The following is a 15,335-nucleotide window of genomic DNA, read 5'->3' as shown; positions in this document are numbered from 1 at the left end:
ATCTAGCTCCCCCACGAAACCGTTACTGCAATAATACATGGCACACTTCCGTCAACAACAACTGTGGATGAAGAAAGGTGATTTTTCCTCACAGGTGAAGGGGCTGGAAACGCAATTGTGGAACTTGAAGTGATAGATTGTTTATTCACGGTTATTGCAAATTTTTGGCCTGCATAGTTGGCGTTATTAATTTCAGCTATATCATTCGCAAGATTAGTAGAATTTCTCAATTGATTTAAAACACCATCTGTTTTAAGTATCGCTTGTGTTTGGTCATCACTTTTTATAGTACTTAATAACATGGAACCTGAGAAATTGCTGAAAATGAGTACCACAATACTTAGTATCACAATTGAACTTAAAATTTCTATTAACGAAAATCCTCTTTGGTTTCTATACAACACTGTTTTCCTTATTTTATTGCCTAGTAGGATTCCAAGGCGCCCCACTACCTCCACCTCCTCCAGTTGTACTGCTGTTAACGTCGCCGCCAGTAGTAATATTCATATTGTTCTTAAGAGTTATATTGCCCCCTACTGCAATATAACCTCCTGTGTTTAATGTTATCTGATTGTTTGCTGATAAATTATCTCTTACAAACAAATCACCTGTGGAACAATTTATAGTTGCCTGGTTGTTAGCTGTGATTGAGCCACATTCTATATCTTTACTAGCATTCAAAGTCAATTGATTGTTTAGGTTTAAGGCGTCACGAATGGCAACGCTAGTTGCTGACAGCGTAGCTTTGTTATTGGCGGTAATACTTCCAGCATATAGCGTTTGCCCGGCATAGATATTTGTGTTGTTGTTGAAAACAGCTGAACCTTGAATCCATAGGTTACTGTTATTTATTTGAGATGAAGATAATCCACTATTAAAATTAAAAGAATTATTAGCGTTAATATTATTCCGTACAATTAAAGTTCCGTTATCCATTTTAATGGATAAGTCATTATTCGCTGTTAAACTTTTTACAATTAGAACAACTTGGTTACCTCTTGGACTTACAAAATTGTAGTTGCCTCCGTTTAAAGTCAAATCACCAGCTTCAATAATAACAGGGTTATTTGTACTATTATTGATTATATTTATTATGTCGTTATAATTCATACATGGTTGTGCCTGACTAGCATAGGTGTTAATTTGAGTATTAATTGAATTAGATAAATTAATAATAGAATTTCCAATCGCCTGTTTAATCGTTGAATTTGGGTTTGGGGAATTACCAAGATAGGATCCGCCAACATATACCGTACCCTTATCAATTTTAGTGGGATTTGTTGTCGGATCAATAATCTGAGAGTTGTCGTTAACCGTGATAATATATTTTAAAGATTTGGTAACGGTTTTATTGGTGCCTGCAGTAGCCGTCATGGTCACCATATATTTGTTTGGATCATCAGACCTTGAATTTGTTAAGTTATAAATGATTTTATCGCCTTCTGGTAAAAGGATGGTTTTTGGCCCCCATCCCGGGTATGAATTAAAGTAAGCTTGCCGGCTTGTGCCTGTCGGTTTACTATTTAAATATTTAATAAAGCTTTCCATGCCACCAACCGCTACCGCATTCGCTCTTTTTTCATTAATAATTTCTCTATCGTATGACTGCCTGTTTACGGTCATACTGAATAACGGGATTGAAAAGATGGCAATCAAAATAAAAAAGAATAGTACAATTAATAATAACCCGCCACTCCCTTTTTCGTTTTGAAGCATGTTCCGTATCCTTTCTTTCTTATTTGTCATACAGGATCCCCTTAATATTTTATAAATAATTTAACGTAAGGTCCGTTTGTCTAGCTAGATTTATTACTACCAATTCAGTATTCTGTTTAGTAGATATTATCATGTTGTTTGTGAAAAAAAGGTTTTACGATAGCATGAACATAGGAAAAATGACAATGTTCATCCAAAAGGATGGTTTTTATGAATACTTCTAGCTTGCTGGTATACTTTCTTACCTATTTTTTTCTCACGTTACTGCTTTTTGTCTTATTTCGCAAGAGAATTCTTGAGCAGAATTCCTTACGTTATTTATTTCTTACTTCGGCTCTCTTCGGGGCCGTTGCGCCTTTTTTGTCGATTTTATTTGGCCCGTGGTTCACGGTTGCCCTGCTGGCGTGTTTATCCGTCGGACTGTCAGCCTTTTATGTCTTTTATACGCTGCGGGAGGAGAGAAAGGCACAAACCTGGGAAGAAGATTTTGTGACAGATATCCAAACATTGCCCTCCTATACCGAAACCTTTGATGAGGAAGAGAGTTCAATTAGAGAGGAAGAATTCCAACCGGTTAAAACAATCTCTTCAACTGAGAGTATACAGGTTAACCAACCGACTGAGATCCACCATGAAGTTTTAACAAAAGAAAAAATTCCTCTTGATGAATCACATGTTCCAGAACATACGCTGGGTGATAAGCAGCGAATACCGGTAACAGAGGTGGGTGAGACGGACGAATTATTGGCATTCGCATCCGATCAAGAGTTGAAATCTCTTAAATGGGATGAAGAAGAGACGAAAAGCACCCCAGCTGCAGCGTTGCCTTACAGCTTTATTGATCATGATGAAATGATAGATACAGAGATAGTGGAGAATGAACGGATTGATGATGAACCTGTGTCAAACTTGGATTCTCTCGCTGAATTCAGGTTTGAGGGGGAAAACATTCCCCCCTATCCCAATGAAGAAGCTGCTGCAAAAGAAAAACCCGAGCAACTAACTGTTACAGGTGCACAAGCCCAGCAACTACCGGTTACACATGAACAACATAAGAAACTTGCAGAATTACAGGATGATCAGGAAGAAGAGAAAGCCTATTATGCTTACCTGGAGGAAGTTCTGGAAGAGGAAGGGTTAATTGATACAGATAAGAATGATATAAGGAGGTGAGTCGCCATGTTTCTGCGTATGCACGTCAATCGTTTTTCATCAGTCGTAGCTGTAATTTTCTTACAAATGCTAGTCTTCACGATGATCGCACTTTTCCTTTCCGGCGGCTGGCAGGGACAATACAGTAAATCCCCTTTTTATCAAGATATGACGGTTGCGGGTATCCGGATCGGGGGGCTCACGGAAACGGAAGCAGAAGACAAGCTGCTCACCCTCACCACTAAAATACGCGCATCCACTCTGCAGGTAACTTTTGAGGGTCGATCCTATCCATTATATAAGAGGTCTATGAACATCACGTATGATATAGCCGGGACGCTAAACCAAGCGAAGCAGATATCCATGGAAATGAGCGGAATACGCGGATGGGTGGCGGGATGGGGAGGGCATTCGCCCTCTGCAGATGTTCCTTTAAAAGTGGCCTATAATGCGGACAATTTAAAAACGCAACTCGATATGATCAGCCAAAATGTGAATAGGCCGGCAGCACCCGCCACGGGTAGGGTGCAGGATGCCAGAATAACACTTGTCTCGGAAACGCCAGGCTACCGTGTAGACCTTAGTAAAACGATGGCCGCAGTGGACACAGAATTGAGAACGTATCAAAGAAATCTGCAGGTGCCACTTGTTGTAAATGCCGATTACCCAACCATAACGAAAAAAATGCTTAGTAATGTCCGTTTTATGCTGGCGGAGCAGACGGCTCAGATAACTGCGCCGGTCACCCTGGCCGACCTGCAGGAGGTCGTCAATCTCCTAAATGGAAAAATATTGCTGCCCAATCAAACTTTTTCCTTTAATGCCGCGGCAGCACCTTACATAAGAAATCGTTCTTTTCCGATGGCCATATCTGTGGAAGGCAAAATGAATAGCCGAATGGCCGCCGCGACAGAGGTGGCATCGCTGTTCTACATTGGTGCGGTCAAAAGTCACCTGACCATCATTGAACGCTATCCAGCAGTGCGCCCCGTAGGTTATGTACCAGCCGGTTTCGAAGCGTTCACGGATGGAAACGACATGGATTTGCGGTTTTCCAATCAGGGGCATGAACCGGTTTATATGGATGCTGAAATACATGGCAATCAGCTTCGTGTGGCTTTGTTCGGGGACAGATCCGGAAATGAAGCTGTAAATATGGTTGTGGGTACCCAGGAGCAGATTCCACCCGGAACTATTGTGCGGGATGATCCGACCCTGAGCCCTGGGCAGCAAAAGCTCATTCAGTTTGGTGAGGATGGCACCCGGGTTAAAATTTACACCACATGGGTCGCAAGCGACGGAAAAGTGAAAAAAGAACTGCTTTCTGATGATTACTACAAGCCTCTACCTTATGTGGTCTCTTCCGGTCCGCAGGCCAATGTGATTACCCCAACCGGTCCGAATCAGCAGGAAGTTTCATCAAGTCCGGCAGTTGCACCTGGTACCACTCCAGCAAGCGGACAACAGCAGCCACCGGGCGCAACTATTCCAGGGGACGGACAACAACAGGCTCCTGGTACAAGAACGGCCTCATCCAGCGTCCCATCTGCTTCTGCTGGGAACACGCATCAAAACAAACCCGCCCCGGATGTGAATACGATCACGCTGCCTTAACTTGAAATAGAGGTGTATAAAATGGCGCGAAAACGACTTGGGGACATCCTTGTAGAGAGCGGCATGCTGAAAGAGGAGCAGCTCCAGAAAGCCCTTGAAGAACAGAAAAAATCGAAACTAAAGCTCGGAGAATACCTTCTGCAGGCTGGATATATAACGGAACAGCAGCTCATTGAAATTCTCGAATTCCAACTAGGTGTTCCACATGTCAACCTTTACCGATATAAACTGGACTTCTCCTTATCGAGCATCGTACCGGAAGAAACAGCGAAAAGGTATTTGCTTGTTCCTTTAAAAAAAGAAGGCAATCAGCTGGTGCTGGCCATGGCTGATCCGCTGGATTACTATGCGATTGATGAAATTAGAATGAGCACGGGCTTTATCATCAGCCCCGTAATTGCCACGCAAAACGAAATCGAGCGGGCAATTGCCAGAATGTACAGTATGCAGGATTCCGTTAACCAATTAATGGAGGATATCCGGGATACGACAGAAATAGAGGAATCCGAACTGACAGACCAGGATTCTCCGATTGCCCGTGTGGTAAACGAAATGTTTGAACAGGCTGTTCAATTGCGGGCGAGTGATATCCATATCGATCCGTATGAAGAGGGCATCAGAATCCGCCTCAGAGTGGATGGCCTGATGCGGACCGAACGAACCCTGCCGCGAAATATGCTGGGGATTTTGACAGCCCGGTTAAAGATAATGGCTAACCTCAATATTACCGAGCGCCGAATGCCACAGGATGGACGGATGCAGCTGCATGTTCTTTTCAGGCATATAGATGTGCGGGTGTCTACCCTGCCTACCATTTTTGGCGAAAAAATCGTTATGCGCCTGCTAGATTTAACGTCTGCACTTGTTGCCCTGGACCAACTGGGTTTGACGAAAAGAAATCTGGCGGTTTTTGAAGAGCTGATCCAGCGGACAAGCGGAATTTTTCTCGTAACAGGCCCGACAGGCAGCGGGAAATCCACAACGCTTTACTCGGTGCTGCACCACTTAAACGATGAAAGTAAAAATATTATTACGGTCGAGGACCCGATCGAGTACCAGGTAGATGGCATTAATCAAGTACAGGTTAATGCAGCTATTGGGATGACGTTTGCCTCCGCGCTTCGCTCTATGCTTCGCCAGGATCCGGATATTATCATGGTTGGGGAGATTCGGGATACGGAAACGTCGGAAATTGCGATCCGGGCGGCGCTTACTGGCCACCTTGTTCTTAGTACACTTCATACAAACGACGCTTTGGGTACGATTACCCGCCTGAAAGACATGGGGATTCCGCCGTATATGCTTGCTTCTTCCATCAATGGTGTTTTGGCGCAGCGGCTTGTTAGAAGGATCTGTAATGATTGCAAAGAAGAATATGTGGCTTCCAGTTATGAAAAGGAGTTTTTTGCACAGCGCGGCCTAAAAGTAGAGGTACTATACAGGGGAAAAGGGTGTGTGCATTGCAGCCTTACCGGATACAGAGGGCGGGCCTCCATCCATGAAGTTTTTAAAATGGATGATAGCCTGCGCCAGATGATAACCCAAAACTATTCGGCTGTAGATTATGAAAAATATGCTAAGAAAAAAGGGATGATTCTTCTGGCAGATGATGGTTTAATTAAAGTAAAACGTGGTATAACTACCGTAGATGAAGTCCTAAGAGCGACATTAAATAAATAGGTATTTTTCTTTAACTTTACAAAAAAATAACACATTCATTAATTGCGATATAGTAATATATACATAGGAGAGGGAGTAATAGTGAACCTGGAAATTAAAAAATTATTGAAATATGCGTATGATACAAAGTCGTCAGATATGCACATCACAGTAGGTGCCCCTCCGATCTATAGAATTGACGGGGAGTTAAGGCGGCTGGACACACAGCCATTAACCCCGGCAGATACGGAGGCCATGGCGCGGGAACTGATCAAAGAAAATATGTATCAGACGTTTATCGACCGGGGCGAGCTGGATTTCTCCTACGGTTTACCTGGTGTATCCCGGTTTCGGGTCAATACGTATCACCAGCGCAATTGCATCAGCATTGTTGCCAGGGTGATTCCGACGGTTATACCGAGCCCGGAGTCACTTAACCTGCCTGATGTCCTGCGAAAGTTCTGCCACAAACCGCAGGGGCTGGTACTTGTTACGGGGCCAACTGGAAGCGGCAAATCCACCTCGCTTGCAGGCATGATTGACTATATCAACAGAACCATGCGCAAGCATATCATTACATTAGAAGACCCCATTGAGTATCTCCATAAGCATGGAAACTCGATTGTCAATCAGCGTGAAGTAGGGTTTGATACAAAGGATTTTGCGAGCGGACTGAGGTCTTCTCTTCGTCAGGATCCGGATGTCATTATGGTAGGAGAGATGCGGGACCTCGAGACCATCAGCACAGCGATTACGGCCGCTGAAACAGGCCATCTGGTTTTCGCCACGCTGCATACATCCAGTGCGCCGCAGACCATCGACCGCATTATCGACGTTTTCCCGGGGAACCAGCAGGCCCAGATGCGGATTCAGTTAGCATCCGTGCTTGTAAGCATTGTATCCCAGAGGTTAATCCCGAAAATCGGCGGCGGCCGCATCGCCGCGACAGAAATTCTGGTGAATACGCCGGCTGTCGCGAACCTGATCCGCATGGAGAAAGTGCATCAAATTAAAAGCATGATGCAGACAGGAAGGGATGTCGGCATGCATACGATGGAGATGTCGATTCAGGATTTAATTGCCGGTGATCTGATCACCCAGGAAGCAGGCCAGGAGCTCCTTGGCGAAAGAGTGGGCGAGTAGATGCCTACCTTTATTTACGAAGCAAGAGAGCGGAGCGGGAAGAAGGCACATGGCAAAATTGAATCGGTCAACCAGGGGATGGCATTGGCCGATTTAAAGAATCAGGGATTTTTCGTTTTTTCTATTAAGCAGGAGCAAAAAAGCGTTCTGCAAAAGGAATTAGTATTTGGCAAGCCGGTCAAGACAAAAGACTTTGTGGTGTTTCTGCGCCAGCTATCCACACTCATTAAATCGGGTGTGGCAATCGTCGATGCGATACGGGTGCTAGCCCTGCAGAGTGACAGCAAGGCGATGCGCAAAGTGCTTGTTGAGATCGAAGCGGACATTCGAAAAGGAACCCAGATGTCGGAATCGTGCGCGAAACACCCCAAGATATTCGATAGGCTGTTTATCGGCATGATTAGAGCCGGGGAAGCTTCCGGTAACATGGAACTCATTCTGGAACGCCTGGCCCAATTTTATGAAAAAAGTTATTACACGAAAGAAAAAATTAAATCGGCGCTTATGTACCCCATCAGCATGGTGATTCTCGCTGTAGTTGTGACGGTTTTTCTGCTCACAACGATTGTGCCGCGATTTGTCAGCATGTTTGCCAGCTTCAACGCGAAGCTGCCGAAGCTGACACAGATTGTTCTGGATTTCAGCAACAGCCTCGTGAATACCTGGTATTTTTACGCAGTCGGCGTTGGGCTGCTTATCGTATTGGTTCGGCTTGCATTAGGTACCTCGTGGGGCCGTTACTATATGGATTACATAAAGCTTAAAATGCCTGTTTTTGGCCAGCTGTTTCACAAAAGCTCACTGGCCCGCATGAACCGGACCATGAGTACATTATTTGCGAGTTCCGTCCCAGTGCTTCATTCGCTCACGATCGTGGAAGACATTGCCGATAATCAAGTTATCAAGGAGGCCGTTCAGACCTCCAAAGAAAGCCTGAAACAGGGCCGTCCCTTATCGGAACCGCTCAAGAAATCCTGGGTGTTTCCGCCTATGGTGGCGCATATGATTGCGATAGGGGAAGAGACAGGCTCGATCGACAGCATGATGGAGAAGATAGCCGATTTCTATGAGGCGGAAGTTGATAATCTGGTGGATCGCGTGAAATCTTTAATCGAACCGTTGATGATTGTTTTTCTGGCCGCTATCATCGGCACAATTGTGCTGTCTATTATGCTGCCTATGTTTAGTATATTTAACGTCGTCGACAACATGAAATAGTCGGCGGCTTTGATAATTTTTTAGATAAAGAAGGAGGAGTAGGAAAATGTTCAAGAGATTTATGAAGCGCTACTTGAAAAATGAGCGTGGCTTAACGCTCATTGAGTTGCTGGCCACTATTGTTATCCTGGGTATCATTTCGGCTATCGCTGTGCCGGCAATCGGGGGTTTGATTGACAATTCGAAGAAGGATGCCACAGTTGCAAATGCGCAGCAGATGGTAAATAGTACAAAGCTTCTTTTAGCAAGTGGTGCGGGAACCTTAAAAACTGGGTTTGTTACCGGTGCGACCAGTGACCAGCAGATTGGTGATATCATCAACAAGGGAGGCACAATTTATTTATCAGATTTATATGATCAAAAACAGCTTGAGATGATGAAAGATCCGTTTAATAGTAATAAGGATTATGACAGTACTGCTGGTACCGGTGGTTCTTATGTGAAGTTTATACCTGCACCAGCGGATGGATCAAAAGGTCCGGAATATGATGTATATCTCAAAGGCGGAACTGATAATCCAGTAGAGTATATTGCTGGTGCCAGTAGTGCACCACTAGATATAACAACAGTAACACGTTCAACAATAACTAAGACAAAAACAAATTGATTTTGTTTAAATAATCAAAAATAACTCCCTTACTCAATTTAGGGAGTTATTTTTGATTACCCAAATAAGGAAGTGTAGTTATTTTGATCAACCTGTTTTTTTTCCTATACGGTCTCATCCTTGGTTCCTTCTTTAACGTAGTCGGCTTGCGCCTTCCGAAAAAGGAATCCATCATCAGTCCGCCATCACACTGCACGAACTGTAATACACGGCTTACCGCACGCGATTTAATCCCGGTCCTGTCCTTCTTCATCAACGGGCGGAAGTGCCGGACATGCAAAACACCGATCTCACCGATTTATCCGGTCATGGAACTGATTACCGGGATTTTATATGCGGCCCTCTACTATACATACGGCTTCACCTGGGAACTCCTGATGGCCCTTCTGTTTGCTTCCATGCTGGTCATCATCACCGTATCCGATCTCGCCTACCGGATCATCCCGGATAAAGTGGTATTTCCATTTTTTGGTGTTTTTCTTATTCTGCGCTTTTTCATCCATCCGACCGAATCATTTATTTCTCACCTGATAGGCATGGTGCTGGCGTTTGGTATTTTTCTTCTTATTGCCATCATTTCCAGAGGCGGCATGGGGGGCGGAGATATCAAACTCTTTGCGGTTATCGGGCTGTATTTCGGCTACCCGCTCCTGCTTCTTACCATTCTTCTGTCTACCCTGCTGGGATCTATATATGGTATTCTATTGATAGTAACAAAAGGCGCTGGAAGAAAGACAGAAGTTCCTTTTGGACCCTTTATCGCCCTCGGCAGTTTATGTGCGCTTTTCTGGGGGTCTGATATTATTGATTGGTACGTACGTACCTTTTTGCACATTTATTAACGGAAACCTCTTGTAACCTTAGGAAGGTAAAAAATGAATGAAGCGTAAACGACAGAAGAAACCATTTTTTACATTTAGAAAAAGAAAAAGTGACTTAGGTATTGTTCTCGATGATAGAGGCATACGCTTCGCCGAGGTCCATAGCCAGAGCCAGACGGTGCGGGTTAAGAACCTCGGGGGCGTCAAGCTGGAAGAAGGCCTAATCCACGATGGCAGAATTATAGGGGAAGAAAAAATTGCGCTGCAGCTTGCATTAAGCCTAAAGGAGATCAACTATAAAAGAAAAAAAGCGGTTCTATCGCTTCCCTCTTCAGCTATCGTGGTCCGTAAAATCTCGCTGCCTAAAATGCGGTCTAAGGAGATTCGTCCGCTTCTCACAATTGAGCTGGAGACCACGATCCACCTGCCTTTTTCCCGGCCTTATTTTGATTTCTATAAATTGAACGCAACGGACGAGAGGCTGGCGGAAGAAGGGGAGGCGCAGGAAGAGTACTTAGTCGTCGCAGCCCCCGGGGATTTAATTGAATCATACTATCATCTATTTAAACAGGTAGGCATTGAAGTCAAAGCGATTGATATAGAACCGCTCGCCTTATACCGGCTGCTGCATCGGCAGGATCTGCTGCCTGAAGAAGATAATTATATGTTTCTTCAAATCGGAATGGAAAGTGTGGATGTTTCTTTTTTTGAGAGGGAAACACCTGAATTTATACGCAATATCCCACTGGATTGGTCCAGTTATAACGCTGCATCAGCCGGTCAGATGCAATCGCCCATTCAATCTTTCGCGGAAGATCTGCTGCGGGAGCTGGAGCGCATCATTAATTTTTACCAATTTAATGTTAAAGGCGGCGAAAAGCTTGTATCGGCGATTTATATCACCGGCAGCTTTCCTGTGCTAAGTGAGATCGTATATTTCGTCAAGGAACGCCTGCCTAATCTCAGCGTGTCCCTTTTACCGACAGAACATATCATACAACCTTCCTCCTATGAAAAAGTTATTCATGCGTATACGGTGCCTATTGGTCTTTCTATGAAAGGTTGACGAATAATGATTGAAATTAACCTCCTTCCACCGCGAAGGAAAGGGATAGAAAAAGAAACCCAGATTTTGATACTTTGCCTGCTACTCTGGGTGTGCTGCACAGCATACACCGGTTTTCTTTATTTTTCTAATAAAAAACAGGAAGCGATGCTGTACGCCCAGCTATCTGCCCAGCAGAAATTGATATACGATCAAAACAAAAAGAACCAGGAGACCTCAACGGTTTCTGTGGATGATTATATGAAACTGGCTGATTCACTACAGAATTTATTTTATCCTACTACTACGTTAATGGATGAACTGGCGCATAATCTGCCAGCGAATGCAAAGCTGACCCAAATTGCCTACAGTCTGGATGGAAAGGTCACACTTACCGGCACGTTTGGGGAGTATGACCAGATCGCCGCTTATTTGCATAACATACAGCTGTCACCCTACGTCATTACGGCATCTATTAAAAGCATAAGCGAGAATAATCAGCAATCAGGCAGCAATAAATCTTCTGGATCTTTAATTCTTCTCCCAAAGGGGATAGGTGTGGTGATGCCGCAGTACAATGCGACCATCGAGGCACAGATGATTACAATTGATACGAAGAAGCCGAGCGCAAAGCCAAACAGTCCCGGTGCTAGTAAATAACCGCTAAGGCTTGGCTGTACCTCGGCGCTGGCAAGGATTGAGGTGGCAACAAAATGGGAAATATGAAACAGCAGTGGATGCTGCCGATGCTAGCTTTAATGTTCGTGCTATTATTCGCGTGCTATTATTTCTATGTCAGGCCTGTACAGACAGACGTTCAAAATTTAAATCAACAGGTAAGCCAGGCCCAGGCTAGTCTGCAGAATGCGAGAAGCCAGGGGAAATCAAGGCAGGATAAGCCTGCATCCAAGTCGCTGCAAAGAATAGCTGAACTTATTCCTGTTACGCCTTATACCGACCAGTTGATAAAGGATTTGGGACGGCTGCAGTCCGTATCCCGCATTGAAATAACCAATGCTTCTTTCTCGGATGAAAATACGGTGAACAGTACAGATCTGGGGAAGAAGTTTATTCCTGTTCTTGATGCGAATAAAGTCACCATCCCGCAGGATAAGAAGATGCGCATAGCAGAACTGCAGAATACGGCCAATGCACTGCCGCCAGCTTCCATCCACACGATAGAAATAACATTGTCGGTAAAAGGCCGCTATGATGATATTTATTCCTTTCTATACGAAGTAGAGAATTTATCGCGGTATTTGAGGCTCGATACGCTTTCTTTTGGGGGAGCTGGAACTGGAAATGCAGAAGGGAATGGAAATAACGGCACAGCTGGCGGTGACGGCTCAAACGTGAACGCCGCAAACGGGACGCTTAATGGACAGACGAGCAGCCCTTCGACAGACAGCCGCGACCTGACAGCCAGCATTAAATTGACCACTTATTTTGTTCCACAGTTTGCATCCCTGCTTGATAAACTGCCGGCCGTACAGGTGGAACCACCGTCTGGCAAGTGGGATCCCACACAGTATCCGGTATTAAAGAAACCGGAGAAGTTTTCCGGCCAGCAGTAAAGGACATCGTCGAAATCTCTCTTTTTGCATAAAGAGAAGTCTCCCTTCATACAATCTAGTAATGATAGAGTTGAAGGGAGACACTTTATATGAAGAAAAGCCTAGCCTACAATATACGCAGCAAATCCGAAGTTTCATCTATTACACCACCTGCAGATCGACCCATTCCTGCTCCCGCCAGAAAGCCTAAAATTAAATTAAATACAACTCCGGTAGCGACGATACGCGATATACAATTGCCAAAACCGGCTCACTTGCAGCCGCTGTCGCAAAACGAGATCATGGACAGCAAACCAGAAAGGCCGTACTTGCGGGAAGTAAAACGTACAGAAACGTCTGGAATTCGCACAGTTTCACGGCCTCATTTGCGCCAGCAAAAGTTTCACTTTTCCTTAGTGGCAGGCAGTGCTATTTTGGTAGGTTTGATTTTTGGATACGTTTCACTGCATACGTTCACCCGGCAAGCAGATTTGAAAATAGAGAAGGCCATTGTCCCTGCCTCATCCGCAGCCGTGTCCGCAAACAAACCCGCCAATACGCCACCGTCTCCGGCAAATGGAGACAAGCATAGCCCGTCCCCCGCGCCAGGCATCACGCTTACCGTTCCGCAGATGCAGGCTTATTATGTACAATGTGGCGTATTTTCTGGTCCTCAGAGCGCGGATGCGGCCGCTGCTGCGGTGAAGAAAAAAGGGTGGAAGCCGCTCGTATCGCCGGAAGATGGCAAATATTATGTGTATGCAGCGGCAGCGGCAACCGGGCAGCAAGCTCAGGGTATCGCCAACATTTTGCACGCTGCTGGCCAGGATGTGTATATCAAAGAAAGAACGTTCCCTGCGGTACGCATCACTATTCAAGGCCAGGATGCGGCGAACCAAAAATGGCTTAGCATAGGCCAGGCTGAGTCCTTGCAGTTCCAGCGGCTCTCCACGATCACCTTCCAGGGGCTTACAGGGGCTAAGCCGGATGCAACATCTATTCAGCAGGCCGCGTCATTGCAGCAGGCTCTAGTTCAGCAGGGAAACGCGGCGGCATCGGCCAACCCGCAAGCGGGGAAATGGATTTTAAAGGAAGTAAGCGATTTGAATGGTGCGGCCCAGGCACTGGCGCAGCTTGGCAAAACGCCTGACAAAGGTGTCTTGTTCCGCACCCAGGCCAGTCTCTTGTCTTTCCTCGCCAACCGCCAGCAGTTAACAGCCCAATATGCCAAGTAGTCCTCGCCGTCTGCCCTTCCTGATAAAGGAAAAGGCAGACGGCTATTTATTGTTGTGCAGCCCTTGATACTTTGCTAAACTTTAAATGATGTGTGTCTGAAAGGGAGAAGAAGCACATAATACCTTTACCTATTCAAAAGCAGGTGGTTATTCATGGCAGAAAACAAAATCCCTATTATACTTGCATCTTCTTCACCCAGACGCAAGGAATTGCTGCAAGGTCTTGGCGTAGCGTTTTCCGTCATGCCGAGTCATGCTGATGAACGGGTGGAGGGAGACGTATCCCCCGGCCTTTTTGTAGAGACGCTGGCACAGCGCAAGGCACAACAGGTGGCGCATTCCTGCAGCGTGCGTTCACTCGTCATAGGATCCGATACAGTCGTTGTTTTAAACGGTGAAATTATGGGTAAACCTGCCGATGAAGACGACGCGTTTCGGATGCTGAGCATGCTTGCAGGCAACATGCACGAAGTCTATACCGGGCTGTGCGTAATCGATACTGCCGGGAAGCAAAAAAACGGGCATACAGCAACTCGCGTCTTTTTTCGTGAGCTTTCAGAGGAGCGCATCCGCAGATATATCGCCACGGGAGAACCAATGGATAAAGCCGGAGCCTACGGTATACAGGGATTTGGCTCTGCATTTGTTTCCCGGATAGAAGGTGACTATTTTTCTATTGTAGGATTGCCGCTTATTTTGGTAAGTGACTTTCTGGAAGAATTTGGTGTACAATTATTCTGAAGCGGTCATGCGGACAGCTTCAGGGTGCAGCATGCGGTGACAGCCAGAACCCTTTTCATAAACGATTGAGGGGGCGTACATTATGCTTGATAAAAATACGCTGCTGCCGGATGGCTACCATCCGATGATGCGCAATGTTCCGGAGTCAGAAAGGCCCAGAGAGCGAATGCTCAATTCGGGTGCCGCTTCCTTATCGAATGCCGAGCTAATCGCCATTCTTCTGCGGACAGGTTCCTCCAGAGAATCGGTCCTGTCGCTTGCTTGCCGCCTTCTGAATGAGGTAGGGGAGCTTCGGGGATTGAAATCCATCTCTTATGAGGAACTCACCGCGATTAAAGGAATTGGGCCCGCTAAGGCTCTGCTGCTTATCGCAGGGCTGGAATTAGGCAAGCGAATTTCCGGTGAATCCGGTTCTGTTCGTCCTGCCGTTCGCTCGCCACAGGATGTAGCAAATGTTATGATGGAGGAAATGCGGTTTCTTACGCAGGAACATTTTGTTTGCTTATACTTGAATACGAAAAATCAGCTTATTGGAAGAACAACAGTGTTTATCGGGAGTTTGAATTCATCGATTGTCCATCCGCGTGAAGTCTTTAAAGAAGCGATTCGCAAGAGCAGTGCTTCCGTCGTATGCCTGCATAACCACCCAAGCGGGGATCCGACCCCGAGCAGGGAGGATGTGGAAGTAACGCATAGGCTTCAGGAAGCAGGAAGGATACTAGGCATTGATGTTCTCGATCATGTGATCATTGGTGACGGGCGTTTTTACAGCTTGAAGGAGAAGGGACATTTCAAATGATTTCTTTTCAATTTTTCATTGAAAATACGCTC

15 protein-coding genes are annotated in these 15,335 nt (G+C 45.5%); 13 read left to right on the top strand and 2 right to left on the bottom strand.

Translation table 11 applies throughout. The features are described from left to right. Nucleotides 1-2 precede the first annotated feature (2 nt). Together PP175_RS20345 and PP175_RS20340 are read right to left on the bottom strand one after the other, a co-directional pair. A complete protein-coding gene (locus PP175_RS20345) occupies nt 3-449 on the bottom strand; it encodes a type IV pilus modification PilV family protein (protein ID WP_272440055.1) in 447 nt (148 codons plus the stop codon). Continuing rightward, on the bottom strand, nt 418-1,746 hold the full coding sequence (locus PP175_RS20340) for a hypothetical protein (protein ID WP_272440054.1): 1,329 nt from the start codon (nt 1,744-1,746) through the stop codon (nt 418-420). The genes PP175_RS20345 and PP175_RS20340 overlap by 32 nt, the downstream gene beginning before the upstream one ends. Before the next feature lie 180 nt (nt 1,747-1,926). Here PP175_RS20340 and PP175_RS20335 point away from each other — a divergent pair, with 180 nt between their 5' ends. From PP175_RS20335 to radC, 13 genes are all read left to right on the top strand, one after another. After that, a complete protein-coding gene (locus PP175_RS20335; RefSeq protein WP_272440053.1) occupies nt 1,927-2,889 on the top strand; it encodes a hypothetical protein in 963 nt (320 codons plus the stop codon). 6 nt (nt 2,890-2,895) lie between these two features. Beyond that, nucleotides 2,896-4,482, top strand: coding sequence for a VanW family protein (locus PP175_RS20330; RefSeq protein ID WP_272440052.1), 1,587 nt, complete (start codon nt 2,896-2,898; stop codon nt 4,480-4,482). 21 nt (nt 4,483-4,503) lie between these two features. Beyond that, complete coding sequence (locus tag PP175_RS20325; RefSeq protein WP_272440051.1) at nt 4,504-6,162, top strand: GspE/PulE family protein; 1,659 nt, start codon at nt 4,504-4,506, stop codon at nt 6,160-6,162. Between the two features lie 81 nt (nt 6,163-6,243). Continuing rightward, nucleotides 6,244-7,284 (top strand): type IV pilus twitching motility protein PilT, encoded by a 1,041-nt coding sequence (locus PP175_RS20320; RefSeq protein ID WP_272440050.1) that lies wholly within the window; start codon nt 6,244-6,246, stop codon nt 7,282-7,284. Continuing rightward, nucleotides 7,285-8,502, top strand: coding sequence for a type II secretion system F family protein (locus PP175_RS20315; protein WP_272440049.1), 1,218 nt, complete (start codon nt 7,285-7,287; stop codon nt 8,500-8,502). A gap of 46 nt (nt 8,503-8,548) precedes the next feature. Further along, on the top strand, nt 8,549-9,109 hold the full coding sequence (locus tag PP175_RS20310) for a pilus assembly FimT family protein (protein WP_272440048.1): 561 nt from the start codon (nt 8,549-8,551) through the stop codon (nt 9,107-9,109). A gap of 80 nt (nt 9,110-9,189) precedes the next feature. Continuing rightward, nucleotides 9,190-9,951, top strand: a complete 762-nt coding sequence (locus PP175_RS20305; RefSeq protein WP_442870489.1) for a prepilin peptidase — start codon at nt 9,190-9,192, stop codon at nt 9,949-9,951. A gap of 37 nt (nt 9,952-9,988) precedes the next feature. Then, complete coding sequence (pilM, locus tag PP175_RS20300; RefSeq protein WP_272440046.1) at nt 9,989-10,996, top strand: type IV pilus biogenesis protein PilM; 1,008 nt, start codon at nt 9,989-9,991, stop codon at nt 10,994-10,996. Nucleotides 10,997-11,002: 6 nt separating this feature from the next. After that, on the top strand, nt 11,003-11,635 hold the full coding sequence (locus PP175_RS20295; RefSeq protein ID WP_272440045.1) for a PilN domain-containing protein: 633 nt from the start codon (nt 11,003-11,005) through the stop codon (nt 11,633-11,635). 53 nt (nt 11,636-11,688) lie between these two features. Beyond that, a complete protein-coding gene (locus PP175_RS20290) occupies nt 11,689-12,549 on the top strand; it encodes a hypothetical protein (RefSeq protein ID WP_272440044.1) in 861 nt (286 codons plus the stop codon). 89 nt (nt 12,550-12,638) lie between these two features. Continuing rightward, nucleotides 12,639-13,763, top strand: a complete 1,125-nt coding sequence (locus PP175_RS20285) for an SPOR domain-containing protein (protein ID WP_272440043.1) — start codon at nt 12,639-12,641, stop codon at nt 13,761-13,763. Between the two features lie 153 nt (nt 13,764-13,916). Further along, nucleotides 13,917-14,504 (top strand): Maf family protein, encoded by a 588-nt coding sequence (locus PP175_RS20280; protein ID WP_272440042.1) that lies wholly within the window; start codon nt 13,917-13,919, stop codon nt 14,502-14,504. A gap of 124 nt (nt 14,505-14,628) precedes the next feature. Then, nucleotides 14,629-15,303, top strand: coding sequence for a RadC family protein (gene radC, locus PP175_RS20275; protein WP_272443336.1), 675 nt, complete (start codon nt 14,629-14,631; stop codon nt 15,301-15,303). The last annotated feature ends 32 nt before the right edge of the window (nt 15,304-15,335 follow it).

The organism is Aneurinibacillus sp. Ricciae_BoGa-3, assembly GCF_028421645.1.
Taxonomy (GTDB): Bacteria; Bacillota; Bacilli; order Aneurinibacillales; family Aneurinibacillaceae; genus Aneurinibacillus_B.
Note: the sequence above shows the minus strand (reverse complement) of the source record. Positions and strands in the feature narration are given on the sequence as shown.

Coding starts and splice junctions, on each gene's coding strand:
- PP175_RS20330 (WP_272440052.1), top strand. CDS start 2,896: ATGTTTCTGCGTATGCACGTCAATCGTTTTTCATCAGTCGTAGCTGTA.
- radC (WP_272443336.1), top strand. CDS start 14,629: ATGATGCGCAATGTTCCGGAGTCAGAAAGGCCCAGAGAGCGAATGCTC.
- pilM (WP_272440046.1), top strand. CDS start 9,989: ATGAAGCGTAAACGACAGAAGAAACCATTTTTTACATTTAGAAAAAGA.
- PP175_RS20325 (WP_272440051.1), top strand. CDS start 4,504: ATGGCGCGAAAACGACTTGGGGACATCCTTGTAGAGAGCGGCATGCTG.
- PP175_RS20315 (WP_272440049.1), top strand. CDS start 7,285: ATGCCTACCTTTATTTACGAAGCAAGAGAGCGGAGCGGGAAGAAGGCA.
- PP175_RS20340 (WP_272440054.1), bottom strand. CDS start 1,746: ATGACAAATAAGAAAGAAAGGATACGGAACATGCTTCAAAACGAAAAA.
- PP175_RS20285 (WP_272440043.1), top strand. CDS start 12,639: ATGAAGAAAAGCCTAGCCTACAATATACGCAGCAAATCCGAAGTTTCA.
- PP175_RS20290 (WP_272440044.1), top strand. CDS start 11,689: ATGGGAAATATGAAACAGCAGTGGATGCTGCCGATGCTAGCTTTAATG.
- PP175_RS20310 (WP_272440048.1), top strand. CDS start 8,549: ATGTTCAAGAGATTTATGAAGCGCTACTTGAAAAATGAGCGTGGCTTA.
- PP175_RS20280 (WP_272440042.1), top strand. CDS start 13,917: ATGGCAGAAAACAAAATCCCTATTATACTTGCATCTTCTTCACCCAGA.
- PP175_RS20295 (WP_272440045.1), top strand. CDS start 11,003: ATGATTGAAATTAACCTCCTTCCACCGCGAAGGAAAGGGATAGAAAAA.
- PP175_RS20335 (WP_272440053.1), top strand. CDS start 1,927: ATGAATACTTCTAGCTTGCTGGTATACTTTCTTACCTATTTTTTTCTC.